The 25352-nt window shown below is 69.3% G+C and carries 28 protein-coding genes; 18 read left to right on the top strand and 10 right to left on the bottom strand.

Going from position 1 to position 25352, the window contains the following annotated elements; translation table 11 throughout:
- The first annotated feature begins 135 nt into the window (after positions 1-135).
- Positions 136-618 carry an ATP-binding protein gene (locus tag PV679_RS09990; protein ID WP_319679752.1) on the top strand — a complete coding sequence of 161 codons (483 nt, stop codon included), beginning with the start codon at positions 136-138 and terminating at the stop codon, positions 616-618.
- A 24-nt stretch (positions 619-642) separates the two neighbouring features.
- On the opposite strand, the gene PV679_RS09985 is transcribed toward PV679_RS09990, so the two are convergent.
- The gene (locus PV679_RS09985; protein ID WP_319679751.1) at positions 643-1203 is read right to left on the bottom strand and encodes a sugar O-acetyltransferase; all 561 of its coding nucleotides are present in this window, start codon (positions 1201-1203) and stop codon (positions 643-645) included.
- A 265-nt stretch (positions 1204-1468) separates the two neighbouring features.
- Between PV679_RS09985 and PV679_RS09980 the strand changes: the two genes are divergently transcribed.
- Complete coding sequence (locus tag PV679_RS09980; protein WP_319679750.1) at positions 1469-2680, top strand: DUF2786 domain-containing protein; 1212 nt, start codon at positions 1469-1471, stop codon at positions 2678-2680.
- Between the two features lie 32 nt (positions 2681-2712).
- Here the strand turns inward: PV679_RS09980 and PV679_RS09975 are convergent, their stop codons facing one another.
- From PV679_RS09975 to rpmB, 3 genes are read right to left on the bottom strand one after another with little or no spacing between them, the layout of a single operon-like run.
- A complete protein-coding gene (locus tag PV679_RS09975) occupies positions 2713-3192 on the bottom strand; it encodes a hypothetical protein (RefSeq protein ID WP_319679749.1) in 480 nt (159 codons plus the stop codon).
- A gap of 38 nt (positions 3193-3230) precedes the next feature.
- Positions 3231-3536: a 30S ribosomal protein S14 gene (gene rpsN, locus PV679_RS09970; RefSeq protein ID WP_319679748.1), complete on the bottom strand. Its 306-nt coding sequence runs from the start codon at positions 3534-3536 to the stop codon at positions 3231-3233.
- Positions 3536-3772, bottom strand: coding sequence for a 50S ribosomal protein L28 (gene rpmB, locus PV679_RS09965; protein WP_319679747.1), 237 nt, complete (start codon positions 3770-3772; stop codon positions 3536-3538). Before rpmB ends, rpsN begins: the two co-directional genes overlap by 1 nt.
- A 52-nt stretch (positions 3773-3824) precedes the next feature.
- On the opposite strand from rpmB, the gene rpmG reads away from it, so the two are divergent.
- From rpmG to PV679_RS09940, 5 genes are all read left to right on the top strand, one after another.
- Positions 3825-3989, top strand: a complete 165-nt coding sequence (gene rpmG / locus PV679_RS09960) for a 50S ribosomal protein L33 (protein WP_043238828.1) — start codon at positions 3825-3827, stop codon at positions 3987-3989.
- Between the two features lie 79 nt (positions 3990-4068).
- A complete protein-coding gene (locus PV679_RS09955; protein ID WP_319679746.1) occupies positions 4069-4326 on the top strand; it encodes a type B 50S ribosomal protein L31 in 258 nt (85 codons plus the stop codon).
- Positions 4326-5525 (top strand): CobW family GTP-binding protein, encoded by a 1200-nt coding sequence (locus PV679_RS09950; RefSeq protein WP_319679745.1) that lies wholly within the window; start codon positions 4326-4328, stop codon positions 5523-5525. The genes PV679_RS09955 and PV679_RS09950 overlap by 1 nt, the downstream gene beginning before the upstream one ends.
- The gene (rpsR, locus tag PV679_RS09945; protein WP_319679744.1) at positions 5525-5767 is read left to right on the top strand and encodes a 30S ribosomal protein S18; all 243 of its coding nucleotides are present in this window, start codon (positions 5525-5527) and stop codon (positions 5765-5767) included. Before PV679_RS09950 ends, rpsR begins: the two co-directional genes overlap by 1 nt.
- A 362-nt stretch (positions 5768-6129) precedes the next feature.
- Entirely contained in the window at positions 6130-6372 is a 243-nt protein-coding gene (locus tag PV679_RS09940) for a DUF397 domain-containing protein (RefSeq protein WP_319679743.1), read from the top strand.
- 206 nt (positions 6373-6578) lie between these two features.
- On the opposite strand, the gene PV679_RS09935 is transcribed toward PV679_RS09940, so the two are convergent.
- Positions 6579-7073, bottom strand: a complete 495-nt coding sequence (locus PV679_RS09935; RefSeq protein ID WP_319679742.1) for an ATP-binding protein — start codon at positions 7071-7073, stop codon at positions 6579-6581.
- Between the two features lie 315 nt (positions 7074-7388).
- On the opposite strand from PV679_RS09935, the gene PV679_RS09930 reads away from it, so the two are divergent.
- The 4 genes from PV679_RS09930 to PV679_RS09915 all read left to right on the top strand — a co-directional run bounded on the left by PV679_RS09930 (position 7389) and on the right by PV679_RS09915 (position 11156).
- Positions 7389-8270 (top strand): helix-turn-helix domain-containing protein, encoded by an 882-nt coding sequence (locus PV679_RS09930; protein WP_319679741.1) that lies wholly within the window; start codon positions 7389-7391, stop codon positions 8268-8270.
- Between the two features lie 54 nt (positions 8271-8324).
- Positions 8325-9791 (top strand): aldehyde dehydrogenase family protein, encoded by a 1467-nt coding sequence (locus PV679_RS09925; protein WP_319679740.1) that lies wholly within the window; start codon positions 8325-8327, stop codon positions 9789-9791.
- 110 nt (positions 9792-9901) lie between these two features.
- Positions 9902-10450 carry a DinB family protein gene (locus PV679_RS09920; protein WP_319679739.1) on the top strand — a complete coding sequence of 183 codons (549 nt, stop codon included), beginning with the start codon at positions 9902-9904 and terminating at the stop codon, positions 10448-10450.
- A 64-nt stretch (positions 10451-10514) separates the two neighbouring features.
- Positions 10515-11156, top strand: coding sequence for a PadR family transcriptional regulator (locus PV679_RS09915; RefSeq protein ID WP_319679738.1), 642 nt, complete (start codon positions 10515-10517; stop codon positions 11154-11156).
- A gap of 392 nt (positions 11157-11548) precedes the next feature.
- On the opposite strand, the gene PV679_RS09910 is transcribed toward PV679_RS09915, so the two are convergent.
- On the bottom strand, positions 11549-12997 hold the full coding sequence (locus PV679_RS09910) for a glutamate decarboxylase (protein WP_319679737.1): 1449 nt from the start codon (positions 12995-12997) through the stop codon (positions 11549-11551).
- A gap of 367 nt (positions 12998-13364) precedes the next feature.
- Positions 13365-13730: a YbjQ family protein gene (locus PV679_RS09905; protein WP_319679736.1), complete on the bottom strand. Its 366-nt coding sequence runs from the start codon at positions 13728-13730 to the stop codon at positions 13365-13367.
- Positions 13731-13943: 213 nt separating this feature from the next.
- Between PV679_RS09905 and PV679_RS09900 the strand changes: the two genes are divergently transcribed.
- Positions 13944-14663: a DedA family protein gene (locus PV679_RS09900; RefSeq protein WP_319679735.1), complete on the top strand. Its 720-nt coding sequence runs from the start codon at positions 13944-13946 to the stop codon at positions 14661-14663.
- Positions 14664-14736: 73 nt separating this feature from the next.
- Here the strand turns inward: PV679_RS09900 and PV679_RS09895 are convergent, their stop codons facing one another.
- The gene (locus PV679_RS09895; RefSeq protein WP_319679734.1) at positions 14737-16413 is read right to left on the bottom strand and encodes a threonine/serine ThrE exporter family protein; all 1677 of its coding nucleotides are present in this window, start codon (positions 16411-16413) and stop codon (positions 14737-14739) included.
- Between the two features lie 212 nt (positions 16414-16625).
- Positions 16626-17120: an inorganic diphosphatase gene (locus PV679_RS09890; protein WP_319679733.1), complete on the bottom strand. Its 495-nt coding sequence runs from the start codon at positions 17118-17120 to the stop codon at positions 16626-16628.
- A 177-nt stretch (positions 17121-17297) separates the two neighbouring features.
- On the opposite strand from PV679_RS09890, the gene dacB reads away from it, so the two are divergent.
- From dacB to folE, 6 genes are all read left to right on the top strand, one after another.
- Positions 17298-18677, top strand: coding sequence for a D-alanyl-D-alanine carboxypeptidase/D-alanyl-D-alanine-endopeptidase (gene dacB, locus PV679_RS09885; RefSeq protein ID WP_319679732.1), 1380 nt, complete (start codon positions 17298-17300; stop codon positions 18675-18677).
- A 146-nt stretch (positions 18678-18823) separates the two neighbouring features.
- The gene (locus PV679_RS09880; RefSeq protein WP_319679731.1) at positions 18824-19954 is read left to right on the top strand and encodes a zinc-dependent metalloprotease; all 1131 of its coding nucleotides are present in this window, start codon (positions 18824-18826) and stop codon (positions 19952-19954) included.
- Between the two features lie 186 nt (positions 19955-20140).
- On the top strand, positions 20141-21154 hold the full coding sequence (gene tilS / locus PV679_RS09875) for a tRNA lysidine(34) synthetase TilS (RefSeq protein WP_319679730.1): 1014 nt from the start codon (positions 20141-20143) through the stop codon (positions 21152-21154).
- A gap of 68 nt (positions 21155-21222) precedes the next feature.
- The gene (gene hpt / locus PV679_RS09870; protein ID WP_319679729.1) at positions 21223-21783 is read left to right on the top strand and encodes a hypoxanthine phosphoribosyltransferase; all 561 of its coding nucleotides are present in this window, start codon (positions 21223-21225) and stop codon (positions 21781-21783) included.
- A 241-nt stretch (positions 21784-22024) separates the two neighbouring features.
- Entirely contained in the window at positions 22025-24052 is a 2028-nt protein-coding gene (gene ftsH / locus PV679_RS09865; protein WP_319679728.1) for an ATP-dependent zinc metalloprotease FtsH, read from the top strand.
- 112 nt (positions 24053-24164) lie between these two features.
- Positions 24165-24770, top strand: a complete 606-nt coding sequence (gene folE, locus PV679_RS09860) for a GTP cyclohydrolase I FolE (RefSeq protein WP_319679727.1) — start codon at positions 24165-24167, stop codon at positions 24768-24770.
- A gap of 82 nt (positions 24771-24852) precedes the next feature.
- On the opposite strand, the gene PV679_RS09855 is transcribed toward folE, so the two are convergent.
- Positions 24853-25347, bottom strand: coding sequence for a DUF3180 domain-containing protein (locus tag PV679_RS09855; RefSeq protein ID WP_319679726.1), 495 nt, complete (start codon positions 25345-25347; stop codon positions 24853-24855).
- Positions 25348-25352 lie beyond the last annotated feature (5 nt).

The following is a 25352-nucleotide window of genomic DNA, read 5'->3' as shown; positions in this document are numbered from 1 at the left end:
TGGCGAGTGTGGCAGGAGAGTCTGACAAAGGCTCGGTGGATCCGGCACGGCCGAGGGACGGCGGTGTGGCATGACAGGGCTCCTCTCGGGCACCATGGGTTGCTTTCAGTGACCTACTGATGTCTGAGAGTAACGATGCTCACTGACAATGGACTTGCGCACGATGTCAACGACCTGGGCCGGGCCTGGCTTCCTCTCACCCGTATCCCGCTCCCGCACAAGCCGGAGGCGGCTCCCAGGGCCCGCGGCCACATCCGCGAGGTCCTCGCCGTCCGGCGGGTGGAGGGCGATCTGGCCGCCTCCGTCGAGCTGGCGGTCAGCGAGCTGGTCACCAACGCGGTGCGGCACGGCGTATGCCTCTGTGGCTGCACCCGTGGCGCGGTCTCCCTGGCCCTGATGAGGACGCGCGACCGCCTGCGGGTCGAGGTGGCGGACCCGTCCCGTACGCCGCCGAGATGGCCGACCGGTGTCGACTCGGTCGACGCGGAGACGGAGGAGGGGCGCGGGCTGTTGCTGGTCACGAGGCTCGCGGCGGACTGGGGCGACCACGCGCGGCGGCTGCGGGGAAAGGTGGTGTGGTGCGAGTTCACGGCCCCGGGCGCTGTGCGCCGCGGCTGAGGTGTGGACCGGACCGGGCCCTCCTCAGTCCGTCAGCGTCCGGATCACCCGAGCGGGATTTCCCACCGCCAGGACGCCCGCGGGGAGGTCCCTCGTCACCACCGAGCCCGCGCCGACCACCGTGTTCTCGCCGATGGTCACTCCCGGGCAGACGATCACACCGCCGCCCAGCCAGACGTTGTCCCCGATCGTCACGGGCGAGGCCTTTTCCCAGCCTGCGCGGCGGCGTTCGGTGTCGAGTTCATGGAGCGGTGTGAGGAGCTGGACATTCGGGCCGATCTGCACGTCGGAACCGATGGTGATCGGCGCCGAGTCGAGGAAGACCGCGTTGAAGTTGACGAACGTACGGTCTCCGATGCGGATGTAGCTGCCGAAGTCGCACTGGAACGGCGGCCTGATCCGGACGTCCTCGCCCACCGAACCGAGCAGCTCCGCGAGGATCCTGGACCGCTCGGCCGGAGTGGCGCCGCCGTGCGCGTTGTACGCGGCGCAGAGCGAGAAGCGGCGTTCGGTGTCCGCGCCCAGTTCCTCGTCGTCGGCGATGTACCACTCGCCGGCCAGCATGCGCCGTTTGTTCTCGCCCATGGATGTCCTCTCGTGCGCCGGGGCAGCCACGGTAGTCCGGCGCCTCACCTGTGGACAGAATTCTCCTCGCCCAGGCAGCGCGGCAGTTCGATATCCACAGGCTGTGGACGACCGGGTTCGGCGAGCGAGCGCCGAGACCGTCCGGCCCGACCTGGGATCATCGGACGCGTGACAGGGAGTACGTCTGAGGAGGCACGCGCATGTATGTGCGGCGCACAAAGCCCGCAGAGCCCGCCAGGCCCGTGCGGCACACGGCGGTCGCGGCATGAGTGACGCGAGCGGCGCCGACGCCGGTTCCCGCACCGTCGAGCGGGCTCTCGCGGCCGTACTGTCCATGGACGGCGGCGACGGGATCGACACGGGCGCGTCCCTGCTCGCCGCCGATCCGGCCGCCGACGCCGGGCTGCGGCGGCGCGGTGAGCAGTTCATACGTCTGGCCTGGGAGCGAGGCTGGCAGCCGGCCGATGTCGTACGGCTGGTCCGCCGCGACCTCGGCGTACCGCATCTGCGGCTCGTGGCCGAGCTGATAACGGCGGAGGCGCGCCGGTACGAGCGGCTCGCGCCGCGCTGGGCCGCTCAGCTCGCGGAGCTCGCCGCCGAGCCTGGACCACGCTCCGGGGCCGCCGGGACCGACCGCTTCTCGGCCGCGACCACCGTGCTTGAGCTGTATGTGCTGCTGATCCGGCTGCCCGCCGTCGAGCCGGTGGGGCCGGTGCCCGGCACACCCGTGCATCTGCCTCCGGCGGACGGTGAACCGCGCATGCTCAGCCGGATCCGCGCGCTGCTCGCCAAGGCGGAGGCGACTGGTTATCCGCAGGAGGCGGAGGCGCTCACCGCCAAGGCACAGGAGCTGATGGCGCGGCACAGCATCGACGAGGCACTCCTCGCCGACCGGACGCACCGGGGCGATGTGCCCGGCGCCTGCCGGATCGGCGTGGACGCTCCGTACGAGACCGCGAAGGCGATCCTGCTGGACGCCGTCGCCTCCGCGAACCGCTGCCGCGCGGTGTGGAACAGCGCGTACGGATTCTCGACGGTCGTCGGCTTCGAGCCGGACCTGGAGGCGGTCGAGCTGCTCCACACCTCCCTGCTGGTGCAGGGCACGGCGGCGATGACCCGGGCGGAGGCCGGGCAGCGCGCGGCCGGCCGTAAGCGGACGAAGACCTTCCGGCAGTCGTTCCTGATGGCCTACGCCCACCGCGTCGGTGAGCGCCTGGCGACGGCGACGGAACAGGCGACGGAACAGGCGACCGGGCAGGACGGCGCCGGTGGCGGTCTGCTGCCGGTGCTCGCCGCGCGGGACATGGCGGTGACCGACCGCACGGACCGGATGTTCCCGGAGACGGTGGCGACCCGGGTCCGGGGCGCGACGGACGCCGAGGGATGGCACCACGGCATCTCGGCGGCTGACGCGGCGCGGGTGCCGGGCGGTCCGGCCGCCGGTGACCGCCGCGGCCGGATCCGCCCCGCGGGCTGACGGGACCGGGCAGCCCGGCCTCCGCCCGGGTGTCAGAGCGACGGAACGCTGGTCGGCGGCCCGCCGGGCAGCTTGCCGTCCACGGTCTTCGTCAGCGTGTCCTTCTTGCCCGAGCCCCAGGAGATCACCAGGGTCTTGCCGTCGTTGGACTCGATCGCGCCCATCGTGCGGTCGGAGTTTCCGTCCGGGCACTTGAGCGAGAGCATGGGCTCGCCCATGTCCTCCACCGAGCCCTGGCAGACATGCTGGTCCGCGACGAGTGCGACCTTGCCGGCCTTGACGGACAGTGCGACGGCCTTGCCGTCGGTCAGCGCGGCCCATGTCCCGTCGATGCCGCCACTCGCGGCGTCCCCGCCGGAGTCCGGGGCGCCGCTCCCGGTCGGGCCCGAGGCGGCGGTGCCACTCCGGTCCTCGGCCGGGTCGGCACCGCTGTCGCCGGCGCCGCAGCCGGTCAGCGCGAGTGCGGCGACCAGCCCGGCCGCGATGACGCTGGTTCGTACAAGCCTGCGCACGTTCAAGTCCCCCTGTCGGTTGCCGGACCAGCGCCAAGCTACCAGGAGGACTTACGCACCCCGGGAAGGAATCCGGCGTGCGCCTGCTCGCGCAGCCGGACCCTGGACAGCCCGAATTTCCTGAGATGCCCACGCGGCCGGCCGTCCACGCTGTCCCTGTTCCTCACGCGTGTGGCGCTCGCGTCGCGCGGCTGACGCCGCAGCTCCTGCCGTGCCGCGATCCGCTGGTCCTCCGGGGTGTCGGGGCGCCGCAGGATCTCCTTCAGTTCGGCCCGCCGCGCCGCGTACCGCTCGACGACTTCCTTGCGCCGCTCATTGCGGACGATCTTGCTCTTCTTCGCCATCAGACCCTCACTCCGCGGGCGCGGATGCGGGCGACGGCGGCCTCGATGCCGATGGTGTCGATGGTCTTGACCGCCCGGGCGCTGAGCGTGAGGCGGACATATCTGCCTTCGCTCGGCATCCAGTAGCGCTTGCGCTGGATGTTGGGGTCGAAGCGACGGGAGGTGCGCCGATGGGAGTGGGAGATCCGGTTGCCGAAACCGGGTTCGGCGCCGGTCAGTTGGCAGTGAGCGGACATGGTCGAGCACCCTTCGCTTTGGAAATGGAAATCGTTTCCATATACTAGCCCCATGGCCCGCAATGAACTACGCCCGATCATCAAGCTCCGGTCCACGGCGGGGACCGGCTACACGTATGTGACCCGCAAGAACCGCCGGAACGACCCCGACCGCATGACCCTGCGCAAGTACGACCCGGTCGCGGGCCGGCATGTCGACTTCCGCGAAGAACGCTGACCGGCGCGACAAGAGCCGGCCGGCGCAGCACGCCGTCCGGCGGCGAAACACACCGACAAAGAGGACCAGGAGGACCGAGATGAAGCCCGGAATCCACCCCGCGTACCGGCCCGTCGTCTTCCGCGACAGGGCCGCCGACTTCGCGTTCCTGACGCGCTCGACCGCCACCAGCGAGAAGACGGTCGAGTGGCAGGACGGCAACACCTGTCCCGTGGTCGACGTGGAGATCTCCTCGGCGAGCCATCCCTTCTACACAGGTACCGCCCGCGTCCTGGACACCGCCGGCCGCGTGGAGCGCTTCGAGCGCCGCTACGGCCGCCGGCCCGAGGCCCGTTGATGGCCCGCGCGGAAGATCCGTACGACCCGGAAGATCCGTACACCACGCGCGGCAGACTGCCCGTCGCGATCGTCGGCGGACTGCATTCCGAGGCGCGCGAGGCGACCGTGCGACGCCTGCTCGCCACCGTGCCGGGCAGTGTCGCGCTCCACCACGACCTGTCGACGGCGGAGCGCGGCACCGTCGTACGCACGGTCCGCGACGCCACCGAAGTGCTCAGCACCGGCGAGGCGCCGCTGGTCAACGACTGCGCCTGCTGCGCGCTGCGCGAAGACCTCGTGCCGGAGCTGGAGCGGCTCGCGGACGATGGACTGACCCGGCTGGCGATCGTCGAGCTGTGGGACTCGGTCGAGCCGAGAGCGATGGCCGAGGTCGTCGCGGCGCACGGCGAGCGGCTGACCGTCAGCTCGGTACTGACCGCGGTCGATCCGGCACTGACGCTGCCGTATCTCGGCAATGGCGACGATCTCGCGGACGCCGGACTCGCCGCCGCTGCCTCCGACCGGCGGACGATCGCCGACACCTGGGCGCGGCAACTGGAATACGCGTCGGTGCTCGCCGTGGCCGACAGTCCGCTCGCGGACGACGAGGACCGCGCGCTGCTGGCCCAACTGCATCCGACGGCGCGGCAGGTGCCGATCGACGGCGACGCGGCGTCCGCCGCGGAGCTGGCCGCCGCCGCGCTCGCCGGCTTCGACGTCGAGGCGGCGGCCGCGCGGCAGCATCCGGCCTGCGCGCTGCTGCCACAGGAGGCGGACGAGTGCGGAGTCGGTACGTATGTCTGGCACCGCGCCCGTCCCTTCCACCCGGAGCGGCTCTACCGCGCGCTGGAGGATCTGACCTGCTCGGCGGCTCGCAGCCGCGGTCGCTTCTGGCTCGCCGACCGGCCCGACACCCTGCTGGCCTGGGACGCGGCGGGCGGCGCGCTCTGCGTGGAGGGCGCGGGCCCCTGGCTGGCGTCGCTGCCGGACGCCGACTGGGAGACGGTCCCGCCGCTGCGCCGGGCCGCCGCCGCTCTGGACTGGCATCCCGAGCACGGCGACCGCTGCCAGCATCTGGTCTTCGTCTCGCCGGGCCTCGACCGTGCGGGGATCGAACGGCTCCTCGACTCCTGTCTGCTGACCGATGCCGAATACGCCGGGGGCCGTGCGGCCTGGAAGCGCCTTCCGCCCGCCTTCGACTCCCTTCTGGAGGTCTGATGTCCGTCCGCCGTGGGGACCGTAAGCCGCCCGCCGTCCGTGCCAATCCGCTGGACCGCGCGGGCATCACTCATATCGACTACAAGGACACCGATCTGCTCCGGAAGTTCATCTCGGACCGCGGCAAGATACGCGGCCGCCGGGTGACACATGTGAGCGTGCGACAGCAGCGGCGGCTGGCGCGCGCGATCAAGAACGCCCGGGAGATGGCTCTGCTGCCGTACCGCTCGGCGCCGCGCTGACCGGCGGGCGAGCGGCGCGCCGCGTCCTGACAGCCAGAAGACTCCTCACGCGTGACGGACGAGGAGTCTTCTGGCTGTCGCCGTGTCCGCGGCACGGTCAGGCCGGCGAAGCGGTCAAGGCGGTTGTGTACGGGCCCGGATGCCGGGGACATGACCATTACCTGGACACTGGAGCCAAATGGCCGCGGAATACGTCTCTCTTTAGGCACGGGGGGATCCAAGCCGGGACATTCAGCCGGTCCGAGAGTCTGTAACCAAGGGAACACCCCGCGTGCACGTGCATCTGCTCATGCATTGGCACATGAACACAGCTATGATCCGGGAAAGTTGACACCTGCACCTTGCAACTCGGGGAGCGACCTGTGCACCACGTGTACAACGGCATAACGGCCACAGAGCTTCACGGAGTTGTCTGGCAGAAGAGCAGGCACAGCAACTCCCAGGGATCCTGTGTGGAGTTCGCCAAACTGCCGGGCGGAGAGGTGGCGGTGCGGAATTCACGCCATCCCGACGGCCCCGCTCTCGTCTACACGCCTGCCGAGATCGAGGCCATGCTGCTCGGCGTCAAGGACGGCGAGTTCGACCATCTGACGGCGGGCGGCTGAGCGCGCGCACCGATCGGCCGGTGCTGGACGGACCACGCGGATCCGGCCGGCGGCGGAGCGGAGCCAATCGTGTCGCCTCGGTGATTTCCTTGCTGTGCGCCCGTACGGATCGCACAGTTCACGCCGATTTTCACGAGATCATGGCTGAATAGAGGCGCACCGTTCGAGGCCCCGGCCGCTCGCACGGGGCCTCGTAGCGACCAGAATCAGTCAGCTTGCAATTGGAACAGCGCCCAGACCACCTTGCCGGTCAGAGACCCCGCCAATGGGTGCCAGCCCCAGGTGTCACTGAAGGAATCCACCAGGAACAGCCCACGGCCGGACTCCGCCGCGCAGTCCTCGTCCGTCTTGCGTGTCATCGGGCCCGCGTGGCTGGGGTCCCGTACCGCGCAGATCAGCCGTGACGTCCACCGCATCAGATGCAGCCGTACGGGATGCTCCTGCGGCTCGCGCGGCGTGTCGGCGGGCAGGGCGTGCCGCAGTGCGTTGGTGACGAGCTCGGAGACGACCAGCGCGACATCGTCGAAGCGGTCGTTCAGCTCCCACTGGCCCAGTGTGGTCCTGGTGAACTGTCGTGCCCCGCGCACCGCCTCGTAGCGGGCCGGCAGCGCGCACGACGCCGAACTGGCGGCGCCCGCGGCGTCGATGGGGGGAAGCCCCTGCCTTAACGGCTCGAGCATGGTCGATCCATTCGTCCCCATGCGAGGCACTCCCAGGATTCGCGGCCGTAGCGATACTGCGATGGTCCAGCGTCACAACACGTCAATCACGATCGAGCACGCAGGTGCGCGGGGACCATGGTTCCGAATGCGTTGGGCAGATGCAAGGGCAGATGCACGTGCACGCGCCCGGCCTGCACCGACCTGGGTGCTTCTTTCGCATTTCTCCCTGTGACCAGTTTCGCTCCCTCCGCAAAGCCTTCTTATTTCCGTAATCGAATGAGTACGGGCTGAAGCGTTTTGGTGGCAGAATCCGGCACTTGGGGCTCGGGGGTGCTCCTGGGAGAACCACATGCGATGGGGAGGGTTGGAGACGTGACCGCAGCCGAATCGGGCGGTTCCGTGGTGCGGCGCATCCTGCTGGGCTCACAGCTGAGGCGGCTGCGCGAGACGCGCGGCATCACACGCGAGGCCGCCGGCTACTCGATCCGCGCATCCGAGTCCAAGATCAGCCGTATGGAGTTGGGACGGGTGAGCTTCAAGGCCAGAGACATCGAGGACCTGCTGACCCTCTACGGTGTCGCCGACGAAGGCGAGCGCGGGGCCCTTCTCGGCCTCGCCCGTGAGGCCAATGTCGCGGGTTGGTGGCACAGCTACGGCGATGTGCTGCCCGGCTGGTTCCAGACCTATATCGGTCTCGAAGGCGCCGCCTCGTTGATTCGTATCTATGAGGTGCAGTTCGTGCACGGTCTGTTGCAGACCGAGGCGTACGCGCACGCGGTTGTCACCCGCGGGATTCCGGACGCGCCGCAGGCCGAGGTCGACCGCCGGGTCGCTCTCCGGCTGGAGCGGCAGAAAGTCCTCGTGTCCGAGCGGGCGCCCCGCTTCCACGCCATCCTCGACGAGGCGGCGCTGCGCCGGCCGTACGGCGATCGCTCCGTGATGCAGGGCCAGTTGAAGCATTTGATCGAGATCTCGGAACAGCCGAACATCACACTTCAGGTGATGCCGTTCAGTTTCGGAGGGCACGCGGGCGAGAGCGGAGCGTTCACCATGCTGCGCTTCCCGGAGTCGGATCTCTCCGATGTCGTTTATCTGGAACAGCTCACCAGCGCGCTGTATCTGGACAAGCGCGAAGAGGTCGCCCAGTACGAACGGGTGATGGAGCGACTACAAGGAGACAGCCCGGGTTCCGAGGAGAGCCGAGATGTGCTCCGCGGCCTGCTCCAACTTATCTGAGGCATCAGTACGATGAATTCGCATCAGGAGTTTGCACCTGCAGTAAGGGATCGCATGTCCTACTTCACCGACCTGGCCCACCAGTACATCGACGGCGAGTGGCGGACCGGCAGCGGCTCGTGGGACATCATCGACTTCAATCCGTACAACGGAGAGAAGCTCGCCGCCATCACGATCGCCACCGCCCTTGAGGTCGACGAGGCGTATCGCGCGGCGGAGCGTGCGCAGCGGGCCTGGGCCGAGACCAATCCGTACGCCCGCAGGCTTGTCTTCGAGCGCGTGCTCACGCTGATCGACGAGCGCAAGGAAGACATCGTCGAGGCGATCGTCGACGAGCTGGGCGGCACACGGCTCAAGGCGCTGTACGAGGTCCATGCCGCGCAGGACTTCCTGCGCGAGGCCATGCAGCTCGCGCTGCGTCCCGAAGGACGGATCCTGCCGTCCGCGGTCGACGGCAGGGAGAACCGGGTCTACCGGCTTCCGGTCGGTGTCATCGGAGTGATAACTCCCTTCAACTATCCCTTCCTGGTGACGATCAAGTCGGTGGCACCGGCACTGGCACTCGGCAACGCCGTGGTGATCAAGCCCAATCAGAACGCGCCCGTCGTCGGCGGTGGGCTCATAGCCAAGCTCTTCGAGGACGCGGAGCTGCCGGCCGGGCTGCTCAATGTCCTGGTGACGGACATCGCGGAGATCGGCGACGCGCTGATCGAGCATCCCGTGCCCAAGGTGATCTCGTTCGCCGGCTCCGACCGGGTGGGCCGCCATGTCGGCGCGGTCGCGGGCGGCAACTTCAAGCGGGCGATACTCGAACTGAGCGGCAACAGCGCACTGGTCGTCCTTGACGATCTGGACGAGGCGGGTATCGACTACGCGGTGGACGCGGCGGTGGTCAGCCGGTTCATCTATCAGGGCCAGGTCTGTATGGCCGCCAACCGGATCCTGGTGGACCGCAGTGTCGAGCGCGAGTTCACCGAGAAGTTCGTGGCCAAGGTGGCGGCGCTCAAGACCGGCGACCCGCGTGACCCGGAGACCCAGATCGGCCCGGTCATCAACACGTTCCAGGCCGACGCGCTGACGGCACTGGTGGACCAGGCGCTCGCGGAGGGTGCGACCGCGCTCGTACGCGGACGGACGCGCGGCAATCTCGTGGAGCCGACGGTGCTCTCGGGGCTGCCCGAGACCTCTCCGCTGATGCACCAGGAGATCTTCGGGCCCGTGGTGCTGCTGATCCCGTTCGACGGCGAGGAGGAGGCGGTACGGCTCGCGAACGACACGCCGTACGGGCTGAGCGGGGCCGTGCACACCTCGAATGTGGAGCGCGGCGTGCGGTTCGCCAAGCGGATTGTCACCGGCATGATGCACGTCAACGACTCGACCGTGCAGGACGAGCCGCTGGTGGCGTTCGGCGGCGAGAAGTTCTCGGGGCTCGGCCGGCTCAACGGGGACTCGACGGTGGAGGCTTTCACGACGCAGAAGTGGATCTCGGTGCAGCACGGCCGCACGGAGTTCCGCTTCTGAGCTGTGGTTCCCGGGCTCACCGGGCGCGAGTCGAGGACAGAAGCTGACCGCAAGGGCCCATAGCTTCGTGGGTGTCGAGAAGGAACGGCACCGAACGAGAGGCAGAGCCCATGGTCACGCAGGTGAACGCGGAAGCCCGCGGCGACGAGCGCGGTGCGCTCCTCGCGTTCCTGGAGGCCGAGCGCGGCGGTATCCGCAGGGCGCTCCTCGGGCTGAGCGAGGAGCGGGCCGCGAGCGTGCCGAGCGCCAGCGAGCTGTCGCTCTCCGGCCTGCTGAAGCACGCGTCGGAGGTCGAGCAGAGCTGGCTCGCCAGAGCGAGGGGAACCGACCCCGAGACACCGCGCACCGAGGAGAACTGGCACGAGAGCTTCCGGCTCGTCGGCGAGGAGACGGTCGAGGAGAAGCTGGCGTACTGGGACAAGGTCGCGGGGCAGACCGAGATGTTCATCCTCGGCCGCGAGAGCCTGGACGAGACCTTTGAGCTGCCCGACGCGCCGTGGTTCCCGCCGGACGAACGGGTGTCGATGCGCTGGCTGCTGCTGCGGCTGATCACGGAGATGTCCCGGCACGCGGGCCACGCGGACATCATCCGGGAGTCGCTCGACGGGCGGACCGCCTTCGAACTGGTCGCGCTGGAGCGGGGCGGCGAGCAGGGCTGAGGCGGGGCCGTGACGGACCGGGGTGCCATGACCTGGGCTCCGGCCAGGGTCATAACCTGGAGCGATGTCAGCGATCCGTTTGCTCGTGCTCGGCGCGGTCCGCCGGCACGGGCGGGCCCATGGCTATCAGGTCCGCAACGACCTGGAGTACTGGGGCGCCCATGAGTGGTCCAACGCGAAGCCCGGCTCGATCTACCACGCGCTGAAGCAGATGGCGAAGCAGGGCGTGCTGCTGGCGCACGAGGTCGCGCCGAGCACGGCGGGCGGGCCGCCGAGGACCGAGTACGAGATCACCGACGCGGGCCGCGAGGAGTACTTCAGACTGCTGCGCGAGTCGCTGACGTCGTACGACCAGAAGATGGACGTGCTGTCGGCGGGGATCGGCTTCCTTGTCGATCTGCCGCGCGCCGAGGCCGTCGAACTGCTCAGGGAGCGGGTGCGCGCGATCGAGGCGTGGCGGGCCTCGGTGACCGAGCACTATGTGCCCGAGGAAGGTCCGGAGCAGCTCGGGCACATCGGCGAGATCATGAATCTGTGGGTCCATTCCGCGGACGTCGGAGCGGCGTGGACGCGGGGCCTGATCAAGCGCGTCGAGGGTGGTGCGTACACCTTCTCCGGGGAGGGCGAGACGTTCGTGGGCGTGCTCGCCGAGGGTGAGGAGAACCCGTACGCGACCGGGATTCCCGATGAAGGTGATCGCCACTGATCAAGCCGTGAAGTCGTCAAGCCGTGAAGTCGTCAAGCCGTGAAGTCGTCAAGTCATCAAGCCTGAGTTCATCAGCCTGAGCGACCGGACGGGCTCTTTTCGCCGGCGGTGAGGTGGTTCGCGCGGCTCAGCCACTGGGCGGTGCGCCGGAAAGCCACGCCTCCGGAGTGGAACCCGGGGCGGGGCGGCGGTGTATCAGAGATGACAGCGGCCGGCCCGGCGGAGACGGGGTCGGGCGGCGGCGTGAAGCGGCGGCGTGGACGGGGGAGCGTATGAGCGGGGTGCCGGGGTGGGCGCGCGGATGGGCGTTCGGGGTTCGCGCGTATGGGGTCCGGGCGTGGAGGCGGGGGCGGATGTGCGGGAGAGCGCGCGGTCCGGGCGCGCGGGCGCGCTCAGTGGTGGAAGGCCGTGGCGACGGACTTGTCGCGGTTCAGCGGACGCGGCTGGCGCCGCAGTTCCGGCAGCAGCCGGCTCAGATCGGCCACCAGCAGATCGGCCAGATCGGCGGAGAAGCCGTTGCGGCAGACCACCCGGAGGACGGTGAGGTCCTCGCGGTTGGCCGGGAAGGTGTACGCGGGCACCAGCCAGCCGTGCTCGCGCAGCCGGCGGGAGACGTCGAAGACGTCGTAGTTCCGCACGCCGGGCGCGGTGGTGAAGGCGAACACGGGCAGTTCGTCGCCTCGGGTGATGAGCCGGAAGTCGCCCAGGGCCTCGATCCGCCCGGCGAGCTTCCGGGCGATGTCCCGGGCCGTCTGCTGGACGGCCCGGAAACCGTCCCGGCCCAGCCTCAGAAAGGTGTAGTACTGCGCGACGACCTGCGCGCCCGGCCGGGAGAAGTTCAGTGCGAAGGTGGGCAGTTCGCCGCCGAGGTAGTTCACGCGGAAGACGAGCTCCTCGGGGAGTTCGGCCTGCGAGCGCCACAGCGCCCAGCCGACGCCCGGATAGACCAGTCCGTACTTGTGCCCGGAGGTGTTGATGGAGGAGACGCGCGGCAGCCGGAAGTCCCAGAGCAGATCCTCGTCGAGGAACGGCGCGATCATGGCACCGGAAGCCCCGTCGACATGGACGGGGATGTCGAGGCCCGTTCGTTCCTGGAGCGCGTCCAGCGCCGCGCACAGCTCCGCGACCGGTTCGTACGAGCCGTCGAAGGTGGAGCCCAGCACGGCCACGACTCCGATGGTGTTCTCGTCGCAGAGGCCGGCGGCGGCCTCCGGATCGAGATGGAAGCGGTCGCCCTCCATGGGCAGTTGACGCGCCTCGACCTCCCAGAACGCGCAGAACTTCTCCCAGCAGACCTGGACATTGATGCCCATGACGAGATTGGGCCGGGCGTTCGCCGGATAGCGGGACGCGTTGCGCTTGCTCCAGCGGCGCTTGAGCGCCATTCCGGCGAGCATGCAGGCCTCGCTGGAGCCGGTCGTCGAACAGCCCACGGCCGCCGCCGGGTCGGGAGCGTTCCAGAGGTCGGCGAGCATCGCGACACAGCGCCGCTCCAGTTCGGCGGTGCGCGGATACTCGTCCTTGTCGATCATGTTCTTGTCCCAGCACTCGGACATCAGTCGCTCGGCCTGGGGCTCCATCCAGGTGCTGACGAACGTGGCGAGGTTGAGCCGGGCGTTGCCGTCGAGCATCAGCTCGTCATGGACGAGCTGATATGCCGTGGCGGGCGGCATGGGGCCGTCCGGAAGCCGGTGCGTGGGCGGGGCGGAAGCCATCCCGCTGACCGGATCGGCCTCTCCGAAGAAGGGGTTGAGCGACAGTCGGAGCCGCTCGGCGCGCTCGCTCTCGGATTCTTCGGCGGATCCGCTCGCGGTGCGGTATCCGCCTCGCTGAAGTGGCATCGGCTTCCCGTCTTCCCTCCGTGGCCTTCGCGGCGACGATGACGACGATGACGATACGGACAAATGGTGTGATCGGCTCGCCGGGTGCGTGAGGTGTGTGCCGTTCGGCTCATGGCGGCGCCGCCGCTGCCCGGCCGGAGCGGCGGAGTGGTCCGACGTCGCGCGCGGAGGTGATCCGGGCCGGGCCAACTGGGACGTGTCTGACACATAGCGCCGTCCGCCCGGGGGGCGGGGCCTGCGACGTCTGGTGCGTGCGATCCCAAGGCGGAGGATCATCCGTGTACTGGACGTACTCGGATGACTCCGACAACGCGGTGAGCGTGCGTGCCAGGCGTCGCAGGCCAGGCGGGATGTGTCAGACAGGGCCTTAGAGCTCGTTGATCACGACGGCCGTGCCGTACGCGCACACTTCCGTGCCCACGTCGGATGCCTCGGTCACATCGAAGCGCATCATCAGCACGGCGTTGGCGCCGCGCGACCGGGCCTGCTCGACCAGGCGTTCCATCGCCTGGTTGCGGCTCTCCACGAGGGTCTTGGTGACTCCTTTGAGCTCGCCGCCGATCATCGACTTGAGTCCGGCGCCGATCTGGCCGCCCAGATGCCGTGACCGGACGGTGAGGCCGAAGACCTCGCCGATGACCTTCCGCACCTGATGGCCGGGAACGTCATTGGTGGTGACGACCAGAACGTCGGACCAGGAGCGCTGTCCGCCGCCGTACTCCTCGATGCCCATGTGCGTCCGCCTTCCGCGCAGACCGGTGGCCCCTCCGAGAGGCCGGGTGACCTCCCGAAGCCTTGTGACGCATAGCTTTGTACTGGTATGCGTAGAGTGCATTTCGAAGGGCCGGGTGGAACCTGGAGCGGCGGCCGGGCGTTGATAGCTTGTGGGCGGCCGACCACGCCGAATCGACGATCGACCGACTATCGACTCAGGAGTCCGGAACCCGTGACCACCCTTGCGCTCGGCCCTAGCTGGCTGGATCCGGACTATCTGATCGGGACCTTCGGACTGATCGGTGTCCTGGTCATCGTCTTCGCCGAGTCCGGCCTCCTCATCGGCTTCTTCCTGCCGGGCGACTCGCTTCTCTTCACCACCGGCCTGCTGGTGACGTCCGGCACGCTGAAGTCCCCGCTGTGGCTCGTCTGCACGCTGGTGGCGCTCGCGGCGATCATCGGCGACCAGGTCGGCTATCTCTTCGGCCGGAAGGTCGGCCCGTCGCTCTTCAAGCGCCCCGACTCCAAGCTCTTCAAGCAGGAGAACGTCGAGAAGGCACACGAGTTCTTCGAGAAGTACGGTCCCAAGTCGCTGGTCCTGGCGCGCTTCGTGCCCGTCGTCCGGACGTTCACGCCGATCATCGCCGGTGTGAGCCGGATGAACTACCGGTCGTTCATCATCTTCAACGTCATCGGCGGCACGCTCTGGGGCGTGGGCGTCACACTGCTGGGTGCCGCGCTCGGCAAGATCGAGTTCGTCCACAAGAACATCGAGATGATCCTGATCGCCATCGTGCTGATCTCGGTGCTGCCGATCGCGTTCGAGTTCCTTCGGGCGCGCTCCAAGTCCAAGAAGGCCGCGCGGACGACGGACGGCGCTGCCGGTGCTGCCGTGTCCGAGGCGCCGGGCGGCGCTCCCGGAGCGCCGCGCGGACGTCACGCCAAGCGCTGACCCGGCCGCTTGGCCCGGCGGGGCCGGAGCCGGTCCCGCCGGGTTCGCGGGTTCGCTGTGTGGCGTCCGGCCCTCAGAAGCCGCGGGTCCGCTTCGCCGCCCGGCGGCTCGAAGCCCGGCCCGCGCCGGGCACCCTGAGGAACAGCCGGGAGATCTCGCCGCCGAGATTCACTCCGACGGCGATGGCCAGGGCCAGCGCCGCGGCCTTGGAGAGCGACGCGAGCCCGCGGTCCAGATTGTTCTGCGCGATGCCCAGCAGCCCGAAGTACGTCGAGGAGCCAGGCAGCAGCGGCCCGATCGCGGCCGTGACGTACGGCAGCGCGGAGGCGAACTGGTAGCGCGAGAAGAGCTGTCCGAAGAGCCCCACCAGACCGGCCGCGATCGCCGTCGCGGCGACCGGCGAGATGTCGCCGGTGTCATGCATCGCCGCGTAGACCGTCCAGGCGACGCCACCGTTGAGAGACACCATCAGCACGGTCGAGCGCTCCTGCTGGAGCAGTATCGCGAAGGCGAAACTCAGCACCACCGCCGCGAGGATCTGCACCACCGGCCGCTCGGCGGTGTGCAGGGCCGCGTCCGGATTGAGCTGCGCGTCGAGCTGCACGCCCAGATAGAGCACGATCAGCACGCCGATGACGATCGCGATGAAGAAGTACATGACTTCCAGCAGCCGGGCGGACGCGGTGATGTAGTAGCCCGTCAGACCGTCCTGCACACCGGCGACCAGGGCCCGTCCCGGCAGCAGCGCGAAGAGACCACCGGTGATCACCGCCGAGGGCCGCACCTCCCACTGCGCGGCCGCGCTCAGCAGCGTCAGCGCCACTCCCATTCCGGCCGGCGGCATCGCGGCCACCACGAACTGGTAGAACTCCGGCATCCCACGGCCCGCGAACACCCAGGCCAGCCGGTCTCCGAGCATCGCGCCGAGCGCCGCGGCCACGAACACCACCAGGCCACCACCGACCAGCACGGAGGCGGACCCGGCCAGAACCCCGCTCGCCACCGTCAGCGCCCATCCGGGATACGGATGCCGGTTGCGGCGGATCTCCGCCAGCCGCCGGTACGCCTCCTCCAGAGTGACGTCCGTGTCCTCGGTGGTGATGTCGTCGATGAGCCGGTAGACGGCGGACAGCCGGGTGTAGTCGGTGCCGCGCCTGCGTACGGTCCGGCTGGCGGTCACCGGGTCTTCGACCAGCGACGGCTGATGGGAGATCGACAGCAGAGTGAAGGTGACGTTGGGCTCGCAGCGGTCCAGCCCGTACGCACGGCTGACCGCGAACATCGCGGCCTCGACGTCCTCGGCGCCCTCGCCACCGGCCAGCAGCAGTTCGCCGATACGCAGCGTCAGGTCGAGCACCCGGGGCACCGCGGGCCCGTCGTCGTCGGGCCGCTGCACCGTCTCCGGCACCGGACGGTCGCCGACCGGCATCCGCAACAGCGTGCGCATCCGGTCCTGCCAGGGCGCCTCCTTGGTCAGCCCGACCAGCGGGACGCCATGGGCGGGAGTGAACGCGGGAGGCGACTGCCGGGAGCCGGTGCCGGCCGGCGTACCGCCCGGTGTCCCGAAGGCCGACCTCTCGGTCTCGGTCGGAGGCTCCGCGCTCAGCCCGTCCGGAATCGCGAACTCCGAGGTCGGCTGGTCGTCCTCGGGAACCGGTGGCCTCTCCACTCCGAGCGGAGGAGTGAACGCGCTGTGTGCCTCGTCCGACAGCGGCTTTCGGTCCTCAAAACCGTCCGGCTCGGCAACCACTGTTCACGCCCTCACTCCCTGCTGTGCCGGCCCCGTCACTCAGTCGTCCCGATCGGCGGTCCGTGCGATCCGATCTTCATCCCGGTCCGCGTCTGCCCAGTATGAGCACGGACATGGGCGGGCACCCACACGGACGACGGGCGGCCCACCCTCCGAGAAGGATGCGCCGCCCGTCGTCCGTCCGGCTGTCCGCCGGTCACACGCGGTACGCGTCAGTGCGCGTTGCCCTGTGCCTCAAGGCGCTTGTACGAGGCCTCGATCTCGGCCTCGGCCTCGGCGCGGCCGACCCAGTCGGCGCCCTCGACGGACTTGCCGGGCTCCAGGTCCTTGTAGACCTCGAAGAAGTGCTGGATCTCCAGGCGGTCGAACTCCGAGACATGGTGGATGTCACGCAGGTGCTCCACCCGGGGGTCGGACGCCGGGACGCACAGCAGCTTGTCGTCGCCGCCGGCCTCGTCCGTCATCCGGAACATGCCGATGGCACGGCACTTGATGAGGCAGCCCGGGAAGGTCGGCTCGTCCAGGATGACCAGCGCGTCCAGCGGATCGCCGTCCTCGCCGAGGGTGTTCTCGACGAAGCCGTAGTCGGCCGGGTAGCTGGTCGAGGTGAAGAGACGACGGTCAAGTCGGATCCGACCGGTCTCGTGGTCCACCTCATACTTGTTCCGCGAACCCTTAGGGATCTCGATGGTGACGTCGAACTCCACGGGTGGCTCCTCCATGATCAACACATATGTCCGGTGATGCTGCGTCTCCGTGGAGAAGGACCCCCCGGACCCCGGCCTGACAGGCCCGCTGCCGGTCGGGGTGCCATGCTCGTGGCAAGGCGCAGTGATTAAGTGTCCCCCACGCAGCAGTGTGATCGCGAAAGGGGCTGTTCAGCCGTGCTTGAGCCGAAAGTGTGGCAGCTCACGGCAGGTTCCGTCGTTGTCGGTCTGACGCTCGCCGCCGGTGCGGTCGCCGCGGCCGGTCCGTGGGACTCCGGTCAGCGTAAGGCCGAGCGGGAGTGGGCGGCCGCCCAGAGCCGTACGGGTGGCGCACATCACGACACGACGGCCCCAGCCGCCCCGGACGCCGCTCCCAGCGCGCCCGCCGTGCTCGCCGCGCTCAGCGCTCCCGGCGCCGCGCCCGCCGGGCTCGGCAGGAAGCTCGGCCCGCTCCTGGACAGCCCCGCGCTCGGCCGTACGCGTACGGCGTCGGTCGTCGACGTCGCGACGGGCAAGGAGCTGTACGGCAAGGGCGCCGGCAGCCCGATGACGCCGGCCTCCACGGTCAAGATCGCGGTCATGGTGGCGGCGCTCTCCGCGCTCGGTCCCGATCACCGCATCGCCACCACGGTCGTGGCGGCCCGGGACGGCCGGACGGTCACTCTGGTCGGCGGCGGCGACGCCACGCTCGACGCGACGGGACTGCGCGCCCTGGCCGACGACACCGCGCGGGCCCTGCGCGACCGCGGTGTCACCACGGTCAAGGTCGGCTATGACATCTCCCTCTACTCAGGACCTCGTCTGCATCCCATCGGCCCCAACGACAACATCGCTCCCGTCACCGCGCTGATGGCGGGACAGGGCCGTCTCGACAAGTCCACCAGAGGGCCCGCGCCCCGCAGCGGCGATCCGGCCGGTGACGCCGCCGACGCCTTCGCCGGGCTGCTGCGCGACCGCGGGATCAAGACGTCCGTCGCCTCCTCTCCGCACAAGCCCGCGACCGGCTCCAAGCTTGTCGCCAGGACCTACTCGCGCCCGCTCGCCGCCCTGGTCGAGCGGGCGTTGACGGAGAGCGACAACGACACGGCGGAGGCCCTGGCCCGCCAGACGGCCATCGCGGCCGGCGAGCCCGCGAGCTTCGCCGGCGCGGAACGGGCCGTCGCCGCGCGGCTCAAGAAGCTCAAAGTGCCGCTCGGCGGTGCCCGCTTCGCCGACGGCAGCGGTCTCAACCGCCAGGACAGGGCCAGCGCGTCGCTGCTCACCACGCTGCTGGCGCGCGCCGCCGACCCGGCCAGGCCCGAGCTGCGTTCCGTCCTCACCGGGCTGCCGGTCGCCGGGTTCAGCGGCACCCTCCAGAGCCGGTACGCGAACGCCGCGCCCGCCATCGGACTCGTCCGGGCCAAGACCGGCACGCTCACCGGAGTGAACACCCTCGCCGGTACGGTCGTCGACGCCAGAGGCCGGCTGCTGGCGTTCGCCTTCATGGCCGGAGCCACCCCCGCGCCCGACGCCGCCCAGGCGGCCCTGGACCGGCTCTCCGCGGCTCTGGTTCCCTGACGGCCCAACCTCGGCCGGGGCCGCTCCCCAGGCCGCTTCCGCGGCTTGATTCCGGGCCGTCCGCGATGCCCCGGAGGGTGGGACCGGCCGAGAACCGGGCCGTCGACACCACTCCGCATCCCGGGCCGACCACGTACGGTTGACGCATGACGAGCATCGGTGGTGCCGAGATGGTCGACTGGAATCTCGCGGTGGCGACCGCGACCCGGCTGGTACGGCCCGGTCCCGAAGTGACCAGGGACGAGGCGCGCGAGATCGTCGCCGAGCTGCGACGGCACGCCAAGTCCTCGGAGCTGCACGTCCGCGGCTACACGCGGATGATCCCCGAGGGCCACGAGCCCCAGGACACCCCGGTCCTGATCGTCGACCGGGCCGGCTGGGTGAAGGCGAACGTCGCGGGCTTCCGTGAACTGCTCAAGCCGCTCTTCGAGAAGATGCAGGAACGCCGCTCGGCCACACCGGGCGGCGCCGTGCTCGGAGCGGTCGGCGGCAAGGTGACCGGCGTGGAGCTGGGCATGCTGCTGTCCTTCATGGCGTCCCGGGTCCTCGGCCAGTACGAGACGTTCGCGCCCGCGGGCCGCGACCTCCCGTCCGCCGGGGCCGGCGGCGGCCGGCTGCTGCTCGTCGCGCCCAACATCGTGCATGTCGAGCGCGAACTGGACGTCGATCCGCACGACTTCAGGCTCTGGGTCGCACTCCACGAGGAGACCCACCGCACGCAGTTCACCGGTGTGCCGTGGCTGCGGGACCATCTGCGCGGCGAGATCCAGTCATTCCTCGACGAGACCGACGTCGATCCGATGACCGTGCTCGAACGCCTTCGCGAGGCCGCCCAGTCGCTCTCCGGCAGCCGTCCCGAGGGCGAGGAGGACGAGAAGGGCCGGAGCATCGTCGAACTGGTGCAGACCCCGGGCCAGCGCGAGGTGCTGAGCCGGCTGACCGCCGTGATGTCCCTCCTCGAAGGCCACGCCGATTATGTGATGGACGGCGTAGGACCTCAGGTCGTGCCCACGGTCGCCGAGATCCGGGAGAAGTTCCAGCAGCGCAGGGCCCGCGGCGCCAGCCGTCTCGACCAGGCGCTGCGCAAGCTCCTCGGGCTGGACGCCAAGCTGCGCCAGTACCGCGACGGGGAGCGTTTCGTACGGGCCGTGGTCGAGGATGTCGGCATGGACGGCTTCAATCGCGTCTGGACCTCGCCGAACACCCTCCCGACCAAGGCGGAGATCGCCAAACCGGCGGACTGGATCGCGAGGGTGCACCGCAAGGCGGATTCCTGAGCCGGATCCGGCCCGGGGCGGAAGAGCGCCTGAGGTATCACCCATCCGAGGGACCGTGAGTGAGGGATAGGCGTGCAATGCTCGGGTAATGGCTCGGTTCTGTCACCATCGACGCACTCTGAGTGACGCTCCCCGTCCTGACTCCGACCGAGGCACCCCCAAAAAACATCACGAAGGGCACCGGATATGGGTCCCCATCCTGCGGTCGCGGCGATACGCCTGGCGGTTCGCCGCGTACTCCACGACATCCTCATCGACCGTTCCGAGACACCTCCCGCCTCCGGCGGGCAGCCGCTCGTGCTGGTCGCCTGCTCCGGCGGCGCCGATTCCATGGCGCTCGCCTCCGCACTGGCCTTCGAAGCCCCGAAACTCTCCGTGCTGGCCGGCGCCGTAACCGTCGACCACGGCCTGCAGGCCGGTTCCGAGCTCCGCGCGGCCGAAGTCGTCGCCCGGCTCGGGGCCATGCGGCTCGATCCCGTCGAGTCCGTCGCCGTGACCGTGGGCCGGGAGGGCGGGCCCGAAGCGGCCGCCCGTGACGCCCGCTACTCCGCTCTCGACGCCGCCGCGGAGCGCCATCGCGCCGCCGCCGTGCTGCTCGGCCACACCCGGGACGACCAGGCCGAGACCGTGCTGCTGGGGCTCGCGCGCGGCTCGGGCACGCGCTCCCTGGCCGGGATGGCGGCCGTCTCCGGACCGGCCGGCCGTTACCGCCGCCCCTTCCTCCAACTGGACCGGCAGACCGCACGCAAGGCATGCCTGGTCCAGTCGATCCCGGTCTGGGACGACCCGCACAACGCCGATCCCGCGTACACCCGCGCGCGGTTGCGGCACGAGGGTCTGCCCGCGCTGGAGAAGGCGCTCGGCAAGGGCGTCGTGGAGGCCCTGGCCCGTACGGCGCAGCTCTCCCGTGACGACGCCGACGCCCTGGACACCTGGGCCGCCGAAGCGGACAGCCGCGTGCGGGACGGCGCGGGCCGGCTGGAATGCGCCAAGTTGTACGCGCTGCCGCCCGCCGTCCGCCGCAGAGTGCTGCGCCGTGCGCTCATCTCCGCGGGCGCCCCCGCGGGTTCCCTCTTCGCCCGGCACATCGAAGAGGTCGACCGCCTGATCACGGGCTGGCGCGGCCAGGGAGCCATCAACCTGCCCGGCCGCGTGGAGGCCAGGAGGCAGGGTGGCAGACTGGTCGTCCGGCAGGGCTGAAGCGCTCAAGCACTACGGCTGTGTCTCCCGGGCCACAAGCCCCGGACCCCTGGCCGACAACGAAAGTGATGCGGGTGGACGACAAGGACATGGGCGACGACCTCCAGTCGGTGCTCATCACCAAGAAAGAGATCGACGCGAAGCTGGCCGAACTGGCCGCGAAGATCGATGCGGAGTACGCGGGCAAGGATCTGCTTCTCGTCGGGGTCCTCAAGGGCGCCGTGATGGTCATGGCGGACTTGGCGCGCGCCCTGTCCACCCCCGTGACGATGGACTGGATGGCCGTCTCCTCCTACGGAGCCGGCACCCAGTCCTCCGGTGTGGTCCGGATCCTCAAGGACCTGGACACCGACATCAAGGGCAAGCACGTCCTGATCGTCGAGGACATCATCGACTCGGGTCTGACCCTGTCGTGGCTGCTCTCCAACCTCGGTTCACGGGAGCCGGCCTCGCTGGAGGTCTGCACTCTGCTCCGTAAGCCGGATGCCGCAAAGGTCGCGATCGACGTCAAGTGGATCGGCTTTGACATTCCCAATGAGTTCGTCGTCGGATATGGCCTGGATTATGCGGAGAAGTACCGCAACATGCCTTTTGTCGGCACGCTCGCGCCACACGTCTACGGCGGCTGAGCGCGTCGGCGCCCCGGAAGTCGCGTCGGCGCCCGCGAAGAGCGGCGAAGCGTCCGGGAAAGGCTTCGCCGCGGCGGGAACCCCAGCGCCCCTCCCGGCGTTGGAGCATGGGAAGACGGGTTTGTCACCAGTGCACTGCGGTCGCGGGTGACAATGCTGGGGTACCGTCCCAAGAACAGTCTTTTCTCATAGCAGCATTTACCTACGGGCAGGAGGGACGGGGCGATTTCGCTCCGTATGGATGGACGTGAAGCGATACTTCCGTGGGCCGGTCATGTGGATCGTGCTGGCCGTCCTCGCCGTGGTCGTGTTGATGCAGGTCGTCGGCTCGTCGGGCGGCTACAAGACGGTGGACACCGGTCAGGTTGTCCAGGCGATCGACAAGAACCGTGCCGAACAGGTCAAACTGACCACCGGCGACGAACAGATCATCAAGGTCGACCTCAAGGACGGCCAGAAGATCAATGGCAGCGACAAGATCCAGGCCAGCTACATCGGTGACCAGGGCGCCAATCTGGCCTCGACGCTGCAGACGAAGTTCCAGAACGGCGACATCACCAAGGGCTACACGGTCTCGCCGTCGAAGCAGAGCCCGTTCGTATCGGTGCTGCTTTCGCTGCTGCCCTTCGTCCTGATCGTCGTGGTCTTCCTGTTCCTGATGAATCAGATGCAGGGCGGCGGCTCCCGGGTCATGCAGTTCGGGAAGTCCAAGGCCAAGCTGATCACCAAGGACACCCCCAAGACGACCTTCTCCGATGTGGCGGGGTCCGACGAGGCGGTCGAGGAGCTCCACGAGATCAAGGAGTTCCTCCAGGAGCCGGCGAAGTTCCAGGCCGTCGGCGCCAAGATCCCGAAGGGTGTGCTGCTCTACGGTCCGCCCGGTACGGGCAAGACGCTGCTCGCCCGCGCTGTCGCGGGTGAGGCCGGCGTGCCGTTCTACTCGATCTCCGGTTCCGACTTCGTCGAGATGTTCGTCGGTGTCGGTGCCTCCCGGGTGCGCGACCTCTTCGAGCAGGCCAAGGCGAACGCTCCGGCGATCGTCTTCGTCGACGAGATCGACGCCGTCGGCCGGCACCGCGGTGCGGGTCTCGGCGGTGGCCACGACGAGCGCGAGCAGACGCTGAACCAGCTCCTTGTCGAGATGGACGGCTTCGACGTGAAGGGCGGCGTGATTCTGATCGCCGCCACCAACCGGCCGGACATCCTCGACCCGGCGCTGCTGCGCCCGGGCCGGTTCGACCGGCAGATCGCCGTCGACCGCCCCGATATGCAGGGCCGGCTGGAGATCCTCAAGGTCCACCAGAAGGGCAAGCCGGTCGCCCCGGACGTCGACCTGGGTGCGGTCGCCCGCCGTACGCCCGGTTTCACCGGCGCGGATCTGGCGAACGTGCTGAACGAGGCCGCGCTCCTGACGGCGCGCAGCGACAAGAAGCTGATCGACAACCACTCGCTGGACGAGGCGATCGACCGCGTCGTGGCGGGCCCGCAGAAGCGGACCCGGATCATGTCCGAGAAGGAAAAGAAGATCACCGCCTATCACGAGGGCGGCCACGCCCTGGTCGCGGCGGCGTCTCCGAACTCCGACCCGGTTCACAAGATCACGATCCTGTCGCGCGGCCGGGCCCTGGGCTACACCATGGTCCTGCCCGACGAGGACAAGTACTCGACCACGCGTAACGAGATGCTCGACCAGCTCGCGTACATGCTGGGCGGGCGCGCGGCCGAGGAGCTGGTCTTCCACGACCCGACCACGGGTGCGGCCAACGACATCGAGAAGGCCACGGCCACTGCCCGGGCGATGGTCACCCAGTACGGCATGACCGAGCGGCTGGGCGCGATCAAGTTCGGTGGCGACAACACCGAGCCGTTCCTCGGCCGTGAGATGGCGCACCAGCGCGACTACTCGGAAGAGGTCGCGGCGCTGGTCGACGAAGAGGTCAAGAAGCTCATCGAGACCGCGCACAACGAGGCCTGGGAGATCCTCGTCGAGAACCGCGACGTTCTCGACAACCTGGTCCTCGCGCTCCTGGAGAAAGAGACGCTCAACAAGGAGCAGATCGCCGAGATCTTCTCGACGATCGTCAAGCGTCCGTCCCGTCCGGCGTGGACCGGTTCGTCGCGTCGTACGCCTTCGACGCGGCCGCCGGTGCTCTCGCCCAAGGAGCTGTCGCTGACCAATGGCGCGATCAATTCGAACGGCGGGCTTCCCGGGGTGACCAACGGCGACGCGGGTACCGAGTCGCTGCCCGAGGACCGTCCCGAGAGCTGATCCCGGGCGCCTCACCTGGCCCGGAATGGATGCCGCGCCTCCCAGGTTTTAGCCTGTGGGGGCGCGGCATTCGTATGCCCGCCCACAAGGACGGCACAGGAACGAGGCACATATGACCGACCCGGTGACGCTGGACGGCGAAAGCCCGATCCGTGAATTCGATGAGAAGCGGGCCGAGAATGCCGTCCGTGAGCTCCTGATCGCGGTGGGAGAGGATCCGGATCGTGAGGGTCTTCGGGCGACTCCCGGCCGGGTGGCGCGTGCGTACAAGGAGATATTCGCCGGTCTCTGGCAGACGCCGGAGGATGTCCTGACCACGACGTTCGATCTCGGCCATGACGAGATGGTCCTGGTGAAGGACATCGAGGTGATGTCCTCCTGTGAGCACCATCTTGTGCCGTTCGTCGGGGTCGCGCATGTCGGCTACATCCCGTCGGCGGACGGCAAGATCACCGGGCTGTCGAAGCTGGCCCGGCTGGTGGACGTCTACGCCCGCAGGCCGCAGGTCCAGGAGCGGCTGACGACGCAGATCGCCGATTCCCTGATGCAGATCCTGGACCCGCGCGGAGTGATCGTCGTCGTCGAATGCGAGCACATGTGCATGACGATGCGCGGCGTCCGTAAGCCGGGAGCGAAGACGATCACCTCGGCGGTGCGCGGTCAGATGCGGGACGCCGCGACGCGTGCCGAGGCGATGAGCCTGATACTGGCCCGCTGACACCTGGTCAGCGGGGCCCCGAAGCACACCGGCCGGCCGTCACCGAGGTGACGGCCGGCCGGCGGACGGGACGTGGTGGCCGTCAGACGGGACCGGCGGGGGCCGCGCCGTTCTTGTCGTCGTCCGAGTCGTCGGGCAGTTTGCAGACGCGCTCCAGGAAGAAGGCCGCCACGATCACGGCGATGCCCGCCAGCACCGAGAAGCCCGCGTAAATGGCCTGGTCTCGGCGGGCGGGGATGTCGAGAGAGCCGAGCAGGAAGACGCCAGTCCCGCCGTACACGCCGGAGACCAGCGCCGCGACCAGCGCGCTGGCCTGGCCGAAAACCACCGCCCGCGCGGCCATCAGCGGATCCACGCCCTTGGCGTCCTGACGCCGTTCCCGCTGGGCCCGCAGCCGGGAGCGCAGCGAGAGCGCGGTGGCGGTGAGGATGACGGCGATCACCGCGAGCACGATGGGCGCCGCGAGCGGCACACTCGGCAGCGTGCCCATGGAGTCCCACAGACGGGCACCGGCCCAGGAGAGCACTCCGGCCACCACGAACAGGCCGGCCAGCACGCCGATCCTCAACTGCTTCACCGAGA

It is taken from the genome of Streptomyces sp. AK02-01A, from assembly GCF_033795305.1.
Classification (GTDB): Bacteria; Actinomycetota; Actinomycetes; order Streptomycetales; family Streptomycetaceae; genus Streptomyces.
Note: the sequence above shows the minus strand (reverse complement) of the source record. Positions and strands in the feature narration are given on the sequence as shown.